This window comes from Williamsia muralis NBRC 105860 (assembly GCF_001598915.1).
GTDB lineage: Bacteria > Actinomycetota > Actinomycetes > Mycobacteriales > Mycobacteriaceae > Williamsia > Williamsia muralis.
Map to the genome: position 1 here is coordinate 368,318 of NZ_BDAP01000002.1, position 13,430 is coordinate 381,747.

Below are 13,430 nucleotides of genomic sequence, written 5' to 3' on the forward strand. Positions count from 1 at the left end.
AGGCATGAACCTTCCCGACGCCATCGACAAATCCCTGGAGACCATGAGGGTGGTGCGTTGATCACCTGGCGCGGAAGGTCGCCCGATACTGACTGGGCGTGGTGTCCATCAATCGGGTGAAGTGATGTCGAAATGTCACAACGGACGTGAATCCCACCAGTGCCGCAACGCGTTCCACGGGTTCGGATGATGTTTCCAGCAGTTCCAGGCTCACATCGATCCGGCGGGCGATCAGCCACTTGATCGGTGTGGTGCCAGTGGTCTTGGTGAACTGGCGGAAATAGCTGCGCCTCGACATATTGCACTGGGCGGCAAGGTCGTCCAGGCTCAGGGGGCGGTCGATGTGTGCGAGTGCCCAGGCCATGCTGTCGGTGATGGCAGTGTCGTCCTGGACTGCGGGGAGTGGGTTCTCGATGAACTGGGCCTGTCCGCCGGAACGGTGCGGTGCGATCACGAGGCTTCGCGCCACCTCGTTGGCGACGGAGGGACCGTGGTCGTTGCGCACGATGTGCAGGCACAGATCGAGCCCGGCCGAGCAACCTGCGCTGGTGAGCACATCGCCTTCGTCGATGTAGAGGGGTAGGCGGTCCACCTCGATGTCCGGATGCCGCTGCTGGAGCTGCTCTGCGTAACGCCAGTGGGTGGTCGCCCGTCGCCCGTCCAGTACCCCGGCGGCGGCCAGCACGAAGGCACCCGAACAGATGGAGACCAGACGTGCCCCCCGCCCCGCGGCGTCCCGTACTGCGGAGATGACATCGGGAGAGATGGGGGCGTGTATGTCGCGGATGCTGGGGATGATGACCGTGTGTGCTGCGGCGAGTTCTTTGAGTCCGAATGCTGCCTTCAGGGTCGCCCCACCGACAACTCTCACCGGAGCGGTTGTCTCCGTGCACAGTTGCACCGAGTACCAGGGTCGCACCATGCCCGGCCAGAATGACTCGGAGAGCTCGGCCAGGCCGAATATCTCGGCGGCGATACCCATTTCGAAAGCGGTCATCCCGTCGTAGGCGAGGATGGCCACGGTGCGTGCTGACCCCGGACGGGATCGCTGCGAAGACATGGCACTATCTTAACGAAGATCGGCATCAGTGCCACTTCTGGTTGTCGGCGATGTCCGCCACCCTTGGTGCATGGACAGACAGAACGTGACTGTGATGCAACGATTTCGGCGAGTTCTCAAAGAGTTCGCGGCAGGGGTGGACGCGGCCAGCGCGTTGGCCCACAACAGGACCCCGCCCGACGAGTCGGTGGCCAGGATTCGGCAACGCGAGTTCTGGGAGGTCGAGGTGGGTGACATGTTCACTTGCCGAGACATCCGGACACGCTGACCGAAAGGCAAGTGATGAGTGAGTCCAGCCCTTGGGGAGAGGCCGGCTCGGTATCCAGGTAGTCAGTGAATCGGCGTGTCGGCGTGACTGATCTGGTTGCCTCCGGCGCGTTTTGCCTCGTACATCGCGGTGTCGGCGGCGGCGATCAGACCGCTGATGAGCTCGCGGGTGTTGCCGGTGACCTCGACAAGGCCGATACTCGAGACGCCGAGGCTGGCGGTCACATTCCACGACATGGTGGCGATGGCTGTGCGGAGGCGTTCGGCGGTGTCGTCAGCTTTGCCGGCTGGCGTGATCTCGGCTACCAGGAACTCTTCGCCGCCGATGCGGCCCACGACCGCGTCCTCGGGACTGGCTCTACGCAAGCTGTCGGCGACGGCGATGAGGGTCATGTCGCCGACGGTGTGGCCGTAGGCGTCGTTGACCGCTTTGAAGGCGTCGAGATCGATCATCACGACGGTGATACTTCTCTCGGGGTCACCGGCAGCGCCGGTGATGAGATCGGACGCGGCACGGTGGAAACCGCGACGGTTGCGCAGTCCGGTCAGAGCATCGGTGGACGACTTCAGCGCGTCGACGGACAGCCAGTGAACGAGTACCTGACCACAGAATGGCACCGCAAGGATGCCGCCGCCCATCACCAGCAGCTTCGATAGCGCCATGGCCGGATCGCCGGCGACCGCGATCCGGACAGCACAGATAACGGCGGTCACCAGCGAGATGGTCAGCGTGAGCGACAGGTAGCGAGCACAGTGGAAGAAGCCGATATAGCCCGCAAGGCCGATGAACGCCGTGCATCCGAGCATGCCTGCACGCGGATCGGAGTCAGCCAGGCAGGCCGCCGCGATGAAAAGGGTTCCTGCGACGGAGGCGACTTGCGACTGCCTGCGGTTCGGCCACCGCCACGCGTAGCCGGCGGCGATTGCGGATAGACCGACCATCACGGCGATGGACACGACTGTCTGGGACGTGTTCTGTGGACCCGAGGGACTCAACATCATCAAGAATGTCGCCATCGCCAGCATCGCCAAGATCGCCGCAAGGACGTATCTGGTCGCCGACGTCAGGCTACGGGCGGCCAAATAGTCAGACAGCCAGTCAAAGTGGTCTGGCTGCCGCCACCACAGGAGGAGTTGGCGCACTTGACAACCCCCCGTATCGGGACGGTTCGGACGGCCGACTTCAGCTTTGATGCTACCCGTGCACGCCGAAATTGATGTGGCCTTCAGGGAACCCAGCTGACCGGAAGCACGTGCCGCGAGTATCCAGCCCAGCAAGATGTCGAGGACACAGCAGCAGTGGTTGTCGGGGCTCAACATCGTGGACAGGAAAGTGATCGCTCGAAAGGCGCGATGCGTTTCCTGATGTTCATCAAGTTGGTTAGCCGAAGAAGTGACAGACACGTCCTCGCGTGTCAAAGTTGTATCGGCTCAGATGATCCCGAGATCCACGAGAGTCCGAGCTTCGTCGACAACTCCGCTAGATCAAAGTCTCCGAACAAGGGAAAAATCATGGGCTCAGTGGAAATTTACGTCTTGGCTGCACTCGCGTTCATCGGCTGGATCCTCGGGTTGTAGCGCTGCACCCTCACCCGGTGGGTGAAACCGGTGTTAAAACGTGTTGCGGGCCAGTCCTTCGGCGCGGCCTTGCGAGCGGGGCGCGGACGTAGGTACATCGATCGGTCGAGCATCGCGAGGAACCGTGTTTAGGTGAGTGGCGCGCACGCCGGCGTTCACGAGATGGCTCAGCGCGGACTGGGTCCCTCCCGAGAAATCAGGTGGCCCGAGAGTTCGGTGCGGACGGGAACAAGCCGCGGGCTCTGGACGGCTAGTGACCTGTGAGGAGAGATCAGGCGGGGACGAGGTCGAACTCGTTGCCTTCGGGGTCGGCAAAGCTGACCCACTGATTGTTGTTCTCGCCGAATGAGCGCAGTTCGCGTGCACCCAGGGCGATAAGACGACGGGTCTCGGCTTGCACGTCATCGGCCTTCAGGTCGAAGTGCACCCGATTCTTGACCGTCTTGCCTTCAGGAACCCTGCGAAACATCAGTAGCGGTCCCCCGTCGCCCGTACTCGGCGCGATCGAGGCGAACTCCTCGGTGGCGTCGTCTCCCAGGTCACGCGCGAGCACACGCGACCAGAACCCGGCTAGGGCCGCGGCGTTTTGCGCATCGAAACTGATACCGAGTACTTCCAGCGACATGGCGGCCTCTCTCCAGTGGGTAGTTGGGTTATACCGCGAATGAGCTGGCTCCGGCGGATGAGCGCAGAGGCCTGCTGCGTGAGGCGCGCTCAGTTGTCGTTCTTCTTCTCGCCGTTACCGTTACCGTTGCCCTCTCTTTTCTCCTTTTCTTTTTCTTTCTGCTTCTCGTCGCCGGTGGTGGCGGGCGCCGGGGCAACCGTGGGAGGTGGCGCGATGGGCGCAGGCGTGCTCGTGGTGGTGGGCGCTGTCTCCGTGGTCACCGGTGCCGGCGCGAGTTGCGGGAGGCTCGAGGTGGAGGCGCTGGTGGTGCTCGGTGTGGTCGCCGGGGCATCGGAGGAATCGGACCCGAGTGTCACCGCCAGGAGCCCGGCGACCACCGCGACAATCGCGGCAGCCACGATCGCTGCTGCCACCAGCGGCCGGCGCCTAGACCGCGACGCGGGTGCCGGTGCCGCTTGTGCTGCGTAGGCAGCAGACGGCGGGATAGGCGAGGTGAATGCCCGGGTCGCCGGCGGAACGGCCGCGGGCATCGGGGGCGCAGCGGGGGGATGCATCGGTTGAACCAGCAGTGCTCGCCGCATGCTCTCGGCATCGGGGAAACGCGCAACAGGGTCAGGTGCCATCGCACGTTCGATCGTCCCGACGAGCATCGGATCGGCAGAGGGCGACAGCGCGCGAAGCGGAGTCGCGTCGTGCTGCAAGATGGCCCGCGCCACCGACAAGATGTTGTCGCCGGCAAACGGACGGAACCCGGCGACCATCTCGTAGCCCATGACGCCGACCGCGTACAGATCGTCGGTGACACCGGCCGGTTTGCCCTCGATCCGATCAGGACTGAGGTAGGCCACTGTTCCCAGCACTTCACCGGTCGCGGTCTGGTTCGACTCAGCGGTTTTTGCGATGCCGAAGTCGGTGACCTTCACAGCGCCCGCCGTGCTGAACAGCACGTTCCCGGGTTTGATGTCGCGGTGCAGGACTCCGGCTGCATGCGCGGCGCCGAGGGCGGACAGCACGTCGGCGAGCACCACCCGGACCCGGTCCGGGCTTACGGGAGCCTCGGCGATCTCGTCGGCAAGGGTGCGACCCGGTAGTCGCTCCATGACGATGAACGGGCGACCACCGTCCTCGCCGCTGTCGTACACGGCCACCACATTGGGATGATTGATGGTGGCAGCGGTACGGGCTTCGCTCTCGAATCGCAGCCGGATATCGGCGGCCGCGGCCAGATCTGAGCGCAGCACTTTCACCGCCACCGGACGTCCGAGTCGCAGATCCCACCCGTCGTACACGTCACCCATGCCGCCGTGGCCGAGCAGACCGCGCAGTTCATAGCGGCCGGCGAGCGTTTCGGGAGCGGGCATTCCCTTACGCTAGCGCCCTTTGTTTCGGGTTTCGCGATCGCTAGTGGATTCATCCGCCGGCTGAACTGTCGAGCCCGCTTCGAGTGGCGAGGCCCCGTGCCCTGTGGGAGCGTGAACGCTCCTGAGGACGGGATGGAAAATCGTGTCAGAGCAGATCGTCGATAAGGCTGCCGCGGGGCGTGGTGCCCGGCAATACCACATCGGGATAGCGCCCGGCGAGGTCGGAAGCGTGGCGCTGCTGCCAGGGGATCCATTTCGGGTGCCGTTTGTGGCGGAGTTCCTCACCGGCGTCACCGAGGTCGCACACAACCGCGAACATCGGACCATGACGGGCATGTATCGCGGGAAGATGATCACCGCGACCTCCACCGGCATGGGTTGTCCTTCCACGGCGATTGCGGTGGAAGAACTCGCCCGTGTGGGCGTCACATCCATGATCCGCGTGGGCAGCTCGGCCGCACTGCAGCCGGGTATCGCGCCGGGCGACCTTCTTGTCAGTGAAGGTTCACTCCGTAACGACGGAACCACCGCTGCCTACGTGCACCCGGGGTTTCCGGCGGTGCCCGACATCGGGATTGCCGGCGAACTGCGTCGCACCGCCGAGTCGATGAGGGAGCAGCGGGGCGGATTCGGCGTCTATTCGGGTATCAACGCCACCGACGACGCCTTTTACGCCGAGGGCCCCGAGTGGATAGCGCAGCTGACCGCGATGGGGATTCTCAACGTGGAGATGGAGAGCTCTGCATTGTTCGTGGTGGCGAAGTTGCGCGGTCTGCGTGCGGGGATGGTCTGCGCCTGCTCGAGCAACCTCCTCGAGGGCGTGAGTGTGTATGACAAGAAGGACTCGGCGCTCAAGGACGGTTGGATGCGCAGCATCGAGGTGGCGCTCGATACCGCTGTGGCACTTGACTTGTGACTAGGTGTCCAGAACTTCCTCAACCCGGTCTCGGAGGCCGTTCACGCCGTCGAGGTTGATCCCGAAGTCGCGTTGCAGCACCTCGATCACCTCATCGGCCGACCCGAGACGGGTACGGGTCGACGAGCCATCGCGTCCGTGTACCGCCAAGTTGCGGCCGCGCAGATTCCACCGCGCGTCGTCGGTGACCCTGGCCGCACTCAATCCGACCACGAAGACCGACTCCGGATGTGTCGAGACGTACCAGCTCCCGACTTCCAGATCGATCTGCGGCTGCGGGTCCTCGGTGAACCGGTACAGCGGCTGCCATTCGTCGCGGATCAGCGCTTCGAGCACCAACTCCTGATCGCGCCGTCGGATCCGGTAGGGCTCGTGACGAGTCGACTGCACTTCGTCGGTGATCATGTGGATGGGCGATGACAACGTCTGGCCCCCGAAGCCGACGTCGACGAGGTACTTGCCGGCGACACCGGGAATGGTGACTGCGCAGACCTGGTGAGTCCGCGCCGGTAAGTGGTCGTCGGCCTGCATCCACACCACGCGCCCGGTCAATGCGTCAACCTCAAAGCCCAACTCCGACAGTACGTATCGCATCAGGCCGTTGTGTTCATAGCAGTATCCCCCGCGCCCCCGGTGGACCAGCTTCTCGGTCAACGCCGTGGCGCTGAGGTCGGCGACGGGCACGCCGAGCAGGGGATCGATGTTCTCGAACGGGATGGTCCGGGTGTGCGCTGCCACCAGCGCGTGCAGTGTTTCGACCGTCGGTGTCGACGGACCGGTGTGATGGATGCGCTGAAAGTAGGCGTCGATGTCGAGGCCGGATGAGTTCGTGACCGTGGGTGCCGGAAGTGTGCTCATGACAAGAATGGTCCAACTTCAAGTACGGGTGAAGTCAAGGGGTCGGAGGATCCACTGAAAACTGTTGGATAGCGGCCTCCCGAGGGCAATATTCCCTCGGTGTTCTCGTACACGGCAGATTTGAGGGAGTAACAGTTCTCGCTCGACGCGCCAGAACAAAACTCTCGCTGAGACAAACCCGTGGCAACCGGCCGTTCGTGTCGTAAGGTCACCGGCGGTCGAACCCGACCGGCACCGCCATGTCTGGAGTGAGTCACGTGAAAGTCTCTGTAGTCGTCGGAAACCCCAAACCGCAGGCGCGGACCCGCACTGTGGCAGAGGCGCTGGTGCCGGCGCTGTTGACGCCGGGCAGCTACGACCTCGACGTGATCGAACTCGCCGACTACGCGTCTGAATTGTTCGAGTGGTCGTCGGAGCGACTGAAGGCGGTGACCACTGCTGTCGCCGACAGCGACCTGGTGATCTTTGCGACGCCCACCTACAAGGCGTCCTATACGGGTCTGCTCAAAGCGTTCCTCGACCGCTACGGAACCGATGGGCTGCAGGGAGTGGTCGCGATCCCGGTCTTCACCGGTGGTGATCTCACGCATTCGCTCGCTCCCCAGACCACACTGTTGCCGCTGCTCGCCGAACTCGGTGCGGTGGTGCCGGGCCGCGGGTTGTACTTCGTGATCGACGATCTGCCCCGACTCAACGAGTTCATCGCCGAAGCTGTTGCTCGCTACGCGAAGGTGTTTGCGTCTTTGACCGCGGTTGCAGGTGCGGTCGTGGAGGTCGAATCTGCCGACGTATCAGGGAAGTAGCGCCTCGAGGCCGACGTGTTCTTCCCGGCGGCCACCGGACGGGTGCGTCGGGAGTCTGTGGGTAGGGCAGGGTGCATTCCCGCGCGACCGAAACTGGAACGTGTTCTACTTGCTGCACCAGGCGCAGGTAGGCGGGGCGCCGACATCAGGCGGGGGCCAGTTATGGATGAAATCGAACTACAGACCGGTGTGCGAGTAGGCGTGAGTGTGGCTGGCGAAGGTCAGCCGTTATTACTCCTCGCGGGTCTGGGGATGCCGGCGATCGTCTGGGAGTTCTCCGGCCTATCTACTCAATTGGTCGACGCAGGCTTCTCGGTGATCAGTTTCAATGCCCGCGGCATTCCGCCGTCATCAGCTCCACCTGCGCCCTACTCGGTCGAGGATCTTGCTGCCGATGCAATCGAGGTTCTGCGGGAACTCGGACATGATTCGGACGTTGTCGTTGTCGGCTACTCCCTGGGTAGCTACGTTGCCCAAGCCTTGTTGAGGCAACATCCGACTGTCTTTTCCGCAGCGGTATTGATGGCCGGGCTCGACCCGTCGCCGATCCTCGAGCTGGTCGACACCATGGAGCTCGACCTCATCGAGTCGACGGGGGCGCTGCCGACCGCCGTCAGTACTTTCGAATTGCTGATGACCACCCTGCCCATCAAAACGGTCCAGGATCCGCAGGCCGTCAGCGGCTGGCAGGACATTCTCGGCGACGACGGTAGCCGGTGGACCAGTGTCGACGGCCTCGCTGGGCAGCTCTCAGCATCACGAGACTGGTCCCGAGACCGGATCGAACACCTCAATGCGCTTTCGGCCATCGCGGTTCCTGCTCTGTCCCTTGCGTTCGAACACGACGTCTTCTTCCCGCCGGCCACCGAACGGGCCGCGGCCGGCAGCATTCCTGGATGCGAACACGTCGTAGTTGCGGATGCAGCGCACGGTGGGTTGAGCACGCACCCCGAGGAACCCGTCAGAGTGATCGTCGACTTCTGTCAACGCGTACGAACAGCGGTCGGCCCCCAAACATAGTCTGTAGCAGCTCACCCTGAACTGGTTCGCGAGAAACTAGCTTGCCGCAGCGAATCGGTCGTATGCGCATGAGCCGAGTATTGACTTCATGCTCACTTGAAGTCTTAGCGTCGTGTCATGACTCAACAATCAGACCGCATCGTGGCGCCAGAGACCGCTGATGTCAACGCAATCCGAAGGATCATCACCGATGTTCAAGAGGGGTTCAACAACAACGACCCTGTTCAGATGAACTCGCATCTTGCCGACGACGCGGTCGTCGTGAACGCCCGTGGGGCGGTTCTCGAAGGTCGCCGGGCAATCGAGGAGTCCACGAAAGATGGCCTGGCGTCGGGGTTTCTGAGAGACGCGACCGCTTACTACGAATTGGTCGATGTCACGCTGCTGGCCCAAGACGTCATCGTCGCTCGCAAGAACGCGTGGTCCACCTCGGAGGACGCGCGCGACGGCAGTGCCCCGGAGATGAACGCGTTGTATGTCTTTGTCCGTCGCGAGGGTCGTTGGGTGATTTGGCGTCGGCAGAACACACTCGTCGTATGAATCGATCGACGAGCTAGAGGGCCCGCGGTCCCCCGTCACAGCAACACACCGCCGGATACTTCGATGCGTTCGCCTGTCGCCCAGCGGAACTCGCGGGACACCAGGGCTGAGATCGCGTCGGCGATCTCAGCTGGATCGCCCACTCGCCCGAGCGCGGTTTGTCCGGACAATCCCGCGCGCATCGCTTCGTCGTCGCGCATGGCTCCGCCATTGAAGTCGGTTGCGGTGGGGCCGGGCGCGATCGAGTTGATCCGGATGCCCCGAGGGCCGAGTTCCGCAGCGAGGCTGCGGGTAAGAGCTTCGAGGGCCTTCTTTGATGCGGCGTAGACGGAGGTTGCCGGGCTGACGTGCCGGCTGAGCGAACTCGATACGTTCACGATGCTTGCCCCTTCCGACAGGTGTGGCAGGAAAGCCTGGGTGACAAAGAGCGGACCGCGGACGTTGACGGCAAAGGTGGCGTCGAAGTCATCGACCGTGATGGCGTCAAGCGGCGCGAACAGGCCCACCCCGGCGTTGTTGACCAGTACGTCGACGGTACTGGCGCTCCACTCGCGCTCGATGCCGGCGAGCACGGTGACACGCGCCGCCTCGATGGAGGCGAGGTCCGCGACATCCAGGTGAACCGCGATGGCTTCGCCGCCCAACTCGACGATCTCATCCACGACCTCGCTTCCACCGCCCCGCGAGGCCGTGACAACTCTGATCTTGTTTCGGGCCAGAGCGAGCGCGGTCGCTCGTCCGAGTCCACGGTTGGCGCCGGTCACGAGGGCAATACGGGTCATGGCTTCTCCAGTCAGATAAGTAAATGAATACTTACTTGTAAGGTAGATCGTGTTGGAATGCCCGTCAACACGAAGCAGGGAGTGAACCATGGCCCGCGACGCCGAGGCGACCAAGGAACGGATTCTCGCTGCGGCAACCGACGAATTCTCCGCGCACGGATTTGCGGGTGGGCGAGTAGAGCGGATCGCTGCCAAAGCGCAGAGCAACGTTCGGATGATCTACGCGTACTACGGCGGCAAAAGCGGCTTGTTCGACGCGACCCTGGCAGCGGCGCTACGTCGGATGGCCGAGAACGTCCCGCCGCGCCCTGAAGACCTTGCCGGTTGGGCCGGTGACGTGTTCGACCATCATCAGCGTTTCCCCGAAGTACTTCGGCTGAGCATGTGGGCTCAGCTCGAGCGGCCAGAAGCAACTGCTGAGCCCAGCGAGATTTATCGGGACAAGGCACTCGCCGTCGCGACGGACGCGGCCCAACCATTGTCGGCCGTCGACGTCCTGGTCTTCATCTACGCCATCGCGCAAGCCTGGCAGCTGTCGCCCAAAGGGCTTACCGGACTTGACGAATACGAGACTGATGGAGATGGAGTTGCTGCTCACCGGCAATCGGTGGTCACCGCAGTCGAGCGGATGTTGCAGGCCCGATCCTGAGTCGGAGACGTCTCAGATGCCGCACGCCGACCTGCTGCTGAACCCGGTCGCCTAATTGATGTTGTACGTGACAGTGTTGTTCGCTGGGGCGGGGTCACCGGTGGTGGACAGCGCGAAGTACGTCAGGGGCGCCCCGGCGATGTAGCCGCAACCTCCGAAGTATTCGGTCAGCGATTGGCCGGCGGCCATGTTGCCGAGATACCGCGGCGGCCCACCTGCCAGCAGCGCGACCAGGCTGCTGGGCCCAGCGATGACGTTGTAGGCGGTGTCGGGGCCGCGGTTTGTGACCGTCAGGTGGCAGGTGTCGAAGCTCGAGGAGATTGTCACAGAAAGGTCAGCGCTGCCCCCACTCGCTGATCCGGATTCCGGTGCGGCAGCGGCGGGGCCGACACCGATTACCAATGCCGCAGCTCCGGCTGCAACGACCCCGACGCCGATTGCCCGAACAGTTGTATTCATACGCATGGATCTGCCCCCTTGGCCTGTCACTACGCTTTGAACCCGGACTGTACGCCGCACTGCGAGTGCAACATCGGCAAACTGGAGAAAAGATGTCAAGCGGCAGCTCGTGGACTTGGCGTACCCACCCGGTGCCAACGCAACATTCGTTGATTCACGTAACAGATTGCGGCACCATAACTTTCGTGTCGCTGACGAAATAATCCGTGAACACCGCGCTGCCCTGCCGGTCGTTCGATCGCTTCCTTACGCTGGGCGGGCAGGTTGAGTATGCGTCGGCGTCGGTGCTGGAGGGGCGAAAGTGCCTCCTGGACGGTGCGGTTGAACGAAGTGCTGCACAAAGGCAACTAACAAGCCGACGGCCGCCATCGGAACTGCAAAACCCAACAGAATCCAGAATGACGCCCAGTTTGCTATCGCTATGAATGCCAACACGCCGAATGTGAGGACAACCAGCCACGACACCCAGCGCTTCATCGCCAGGGCCGCCACGGCGGGAGGCACTGCCAACATCAGCCCGAGCTGAACCAACGGCCACGAACCAAAGACGCGCAGGATCGAGTCATCGCACTGCAGCGCGGCTTGGCTTCCGTCGAGACCCAACTCGCCGGACTTAGAACACGACAGTGACACACCCTCAACTGGCGACATCGCAGTCCAGATCGTGAATATCACTGCCGCCAGAGCCAAACTCCACCAAACCGCTCTCAGTGCCAGCACAAGCGGAGCCTAGCCGTCCTTCTCAGAGCAAGTATTGGTGCGGCCCCGACGCCGGCCCTCGTGCCGGCGTCGGCCAAGCAGCTCAAACACTTCATTGTCCGCCCGCGACACTCGGACCCTGGGCCGTAATGGATTGCGGCGTCAGCCGCTTTTGATCGGACCCGTCGGGGTTCATCGAGGCGAGCTCGGCGCGAGTCGGGACAGCTATGTCGGTGACGAGTTCACCAGAGTCCGTGGCCGCCCTGGTGTAAATGATGCGCGACCCGTCAGGTGTGAACGCCGGGCTTATGGCGTAGGTGGCAGTAAGCGCTGTGATGTCACCGCCTGTCACGGGCATCGAATAGATCTCCGATCCGTTGTTCCCGCCCCGGTTGCTGGAGAAGACGAGGGTCGAGCCGTCGGGAGAATAGACGGGATCTGCGTTCCAGAACTGATCGCGCAAAACGACTCTCGATGGTCCCGGTGCTGTCGGTGCCTCGACGAGATACCCGGAAACGACGAAGATGACGCGCGAGCCATCAGGAGAAAATGCGGGATCGGAGGCCGCCTCGTGCTGAGCGATGACACGCATATCGGAACCGTCGCTGTCCATGACGTAAATGGCGCCGTTGTTCGCGAAAGCAATGGTGGACTCATCCGGCGAGAAGGCAGGCTGGTAACCGCCGTCCCGGATTGTCTTGGACTCGCCCGACCCGAGGTCGACCAATTCGATGAGGGTACCGCCGCGGGTATACGCAAGCTGTTTGCCGGACGGCGACAGGGCGGCGAAGTTTGCGTATTGCATGTCAAACGTGTCATCACGCAGGGTCGGGGTGACTTGGCGTAGGCCACCACCGTCCGCATCGGCCACAAATACCTGACCCCGTCCGTCGTCGAAAGCAATAAGAACCGGCGTCGGCGCGGGCGGGGCGTCGTCCGCGCATGCTGTCGCGGCCACTAGAACGGCGATGGCGACGGACACTAACCGGATGAACCGCATTGGGTGATGATGACATGCTCAGACAAACCGTGATTCGAACTCGCGGTGCTGAGGACGGATGTGAGGCAGGCCTGGTCAGTGGAGGCATGCTGTTGGTTGAGCTGCTTCATCTTTGCGCGAGGCTGGCCTCCAGCATCTCGAGGAGCGATTGCAAAGTGTCAGGGTCGCCATCAATCTTGACGAGTCCGTTTTCGATGGCCTCGGTTACGGTCATCCGATTGCCGGCGATGGCAGCCATTGTCGGCGGCTCCGTCCAAATGACCGCGTCTGCGGGCGTTTGAGGCGGCCCCGCTTGGACGCGGGGAGACCCATCTTGAAGTTGTAGTGTCGCAACGCTATTGCCGACGTTGAACTCGAACCTCGAAGTCATTCCTCGAAGTGATTCCTTGTCGAGCATGCGCGCGAGGAACAGCAGTGACCACTCGGCGTGAAAACTCTCATCAGACTTCGGATCTTCGCTGGTGTGATGTCGAGCCCCCCACAACGCCAACGGCACCATCGCGTCTGCGAGTTCTTGGCCGGGGTCGGTCAATTCATAGACGGTCGAAGCGGCAGGCGGGCTCAGGTACCGCCGCCGGACAATCCCGTCGACCTCGAGTTGTTTGAGTCGCGACGCCAACAAGCTGGTGCCGATGCCGGTCAGCACGTCCGAGAGGTCGGAGTACCGCTTCGGCCCCGACATCAGCTCGCGCACGATCAGCAACGTCCACCGCTCGCCGACCACATCGAGCGCACGGGAAAGCCCGCAGAACTGGTCGTAGCTACGTCGCACCATGGCCACCACCGTACCCCAGGACAGTGGTTACAAAAGTG

The 13,430-nt window shown here is 62.9% G+C and carries 17 protein-coding genes; 7 read left to right on the forward strand and 10 right to left on the reverse strand.

Annotation, left to right across the window (positions count from 1 at the left end; translation table 11 throughout):
• Positions 1–61: 61 nt before the first annotated feature.
• Entirely contained in the window at positions 62–1,060 is a 999-nt protein-coding gene (locus WIMU1_RS08525; protein WP_062796433.1) for a helix-turn-helix domain-containing protein, read from the reverse strand.
• Positions 1,061–1,130: 70 nt separating this feature from the next.
• Here WIMU1_RS08525 and WIMU1_RS08530 point away from each other — a divergent pair, with 70 nt between their 5' ends.
• Entirely contained in the window at positions 1,131–1,328 is a 198-nt protein-coding gene (locus tag WIMU1_RS08530; protein ID WP_062796434.1) for a hypothetical protein, read from the forward strand.
• 62 nt (positions 1,329–1,390) lie between these two features.
• Here WIMU1_RS08530 and WIMU1_RS08535 read toward each other — a convergent pair whose 3' ends face one another.
• Positions 1,391–2,284, reverse strand: coding sequence for a GGDEF domain-containing protein (locus WIMU1_RS08535; RefSeq protein ID WP_245968895.1), 894 nt, complete (start codon positions 2,282–2,284; stop codon positions 1,391–1,393).
• On the opposite strand from WIMU1_RS08535, the gene WIMU1_RS26650 reads away from it, so the two are divergent.
• Positions 2,277–2,414 (forward strand): hypothetical protein, encoded by a 138-nt coding sequence (locus tag WIMU1_RS26650; RefSeq protein WP_245968896.1) that lies wholly within the window; start codon positions 2,277–2,279, stop codon positions 2,412–2,414. The two genes, WIMU1_RS08535 and WIMU1_RS26650, sit on opposite strands and share 8 nt — an antisense overlap.
• 762 nt (positions 2,415–3,176) lie before the next feature.
• Here WIMU1_RS26650 and WIMU1_RS08545 read toward each other — a convergent pair.
• Together WIMU1_RS08545 and WIMU1_RS08550 are read right to left on the reverse strand one after the other, a co-directional pair.
• Positions 3,177–3,530, reverse strand: a complete 354-nt coding sequence (locus WIMU1_RS08545; protein WP_062796436.1) for a VOC family protein — start codon at positions 3,528–3,530, stop codon at positions 3,177–3,179.
• 89 nt (positions 3,531–3,619) lie between these two features.
• Complete coding sequence (locus WIMU1_RS08550) at positions 3,620–4,891, reverse strand: serine/threonine-protein kinase (protein WP_062796437.1); 1,272 nt, start codon at positions 4,889–4,891, stop codon at positions 3,620–3,622.
• Positions 4,892–5,033: 142 nt separating this feature from the next.
• Here WIMU1_RS08550 and WIMU1_RS08555 point away from each other — a divergent pair, with 142 nt between their 5' ends.
• Entirely contained in the window at positions 5,034–5,807 is a 774-nt protein-coding gene (locus WIMU1_RS08555) for a nucleoside phosphorylase (RefSeq protein WP_158599239.1), read from the forward strand.
• On the opposite strand, the gene WIMU1_RS08560 is transcribed toward WIMU1_RS08555, so the two are convergent.
• On the reverse strand, positions 5,808–6,665 hold the full coding sequence (locus tag WIMU1_RS08560; RefSeq protein ID WP_062796438.1) for an arylamine N-acetyltransferase family protein: 858 nt from the start codon (positions 6,663–6,665) through the stop codon (positions 5,808–5,810).
• A 257-nt stretch (positions 6,666–6,922) separates the two neighbouring features.
• Here WIMU1_RS08560 and WIMU1_RS08565 point away from each other — a divergent pair, with 257 nt between their 5' ends.
• The 3 genes from WIMU1_RS08565 (at position 6,923) to WIMU1_RS08575 (ending at position 9,028) form a co-directional block, all read left to right on the forward strand.
• On the forward strand, positions 6,923–7,468 hold the full coding sequence (locus tag WIMU1_RS08565) for an NADPH-dependent FMN reductase (protein ID WP_062796440.1): 546 nt from the start codon (positions 6,923–6,925) through the stop codon (positions 7,466–7,468).
• Positions 7,469–7,630: 162 nt separating this feature from the next.
• Positions 7,631–8,488 carry an alpha/beta fold hydrolase gene (locus WIMU1_RS08570; protein WP_084248111.1) on the forward strand — a complete coding sequence of 286 codons (858 nt, stop codon included), beginning with the start codon at positions 7,631–7,633 and terminating at the stop codon, positions 8,486–8,488.
• Positions 8,489–8,605: 117 nt separating this feature from the next.
• A complete protein-coding gene (locus tag WIMU1_RS08575) occupies positions 8,606–9,028 on the forward strand; it encodes a YybH family protein (protein ID WP_062796442.1) in 423 nt (140 codons plus the stop codon).
• A gap of 35 nt (positions 9,029–9,063) precedes the next feature.
• Here the strand turns inward: WIMU1_RS08575 and WIMU1_RS08580 are convergent, their stop codons facing one another.
• Positions 9,064–9,810, reverse strand: a complete 747-nt coding sequence (locus WIMU1_RS08580; protein WP_062796443.1) for an SDR family NAD(P)-dependent oxidoreductase — start codon at positions 9,808–9,810, stop codon at positions 9,064–9,066.
• 88 nt (positions 9,811–9,898) lie between these two features.
• Here WIMU1_RS08580 and WIMU1_RS08585 point away from each other — a divergent pair, with 88 nt between their 5' ends.
• A complete protein-coding gene (locus tag WIMU1_RS08585) occupies positions 9,899–10,459 on the forward strand; it encodes a TetR/AcrR family transcriptional regulator (protein WP_062796445.1) in 561 nt (186 codons plus the stop codon).
• 51 nt (positions 10,460–10,510) lie between these two features.
• On the opposite strand, the gene WIMU1_RS08590 is transcribed toward WIMU1_RS08585, so the two are convergent.
• The 4 genes from WIMU1_RS08590 to WIMU1_RS08605 form a co-directional block, all read right to left on the reverse strand.
• Complete coding sequence (locus WIMU1_RS08590; RefSeq protein ID WP_147431356.1) at positions 10,511–10,924, reverse strand: hypothetical protein; 414 nt, start codon at positions 10,922–10,924, stop codon at positions 10,511–10,513.
• 240 nt (positions 10,925–11,164) lie between these two features.
• Positions 11,165–11,638 carry a hypothetical protein gene (locus tag WIMU1_RS08595; protein WP_062796449.1) on the reverse strand — a complete coding sequence of 158 codons (474 nt, stop codon included), beginning with the start codon at positions 11,636–11,638 and terminating at the stop codon, positions 11,165–11,167.
• 91 nt (positions 11,639–11,729) lie between these two features.
• Positions 11,730–12,575: a TolB family protein gene (locus tag WIMU1_RS08600; protein ID WP_245968897.1), complete on the reverse strand. Its 846-nt coding sequence runs from the start codon at positions 12,573–12,575 to the stop codon at positions 11,730–11,732.
• Between the two features lie 148 nt (positions 12,576–12,723).
• Positions 12,724–13,392 (reverse strand): winged helix-turn-helix transcriptional regulator, encoded by a 669-nt coding sequence (locus WIMU1_RS08605; RefSeq protein ID WP_062797486.1) that lies wholly within the window; start codon positions 13,390–13,392, stop codon positions 12,724–12,726.
• Positions 13,393–13,430 lie beyond the last annotated feature (38 nt).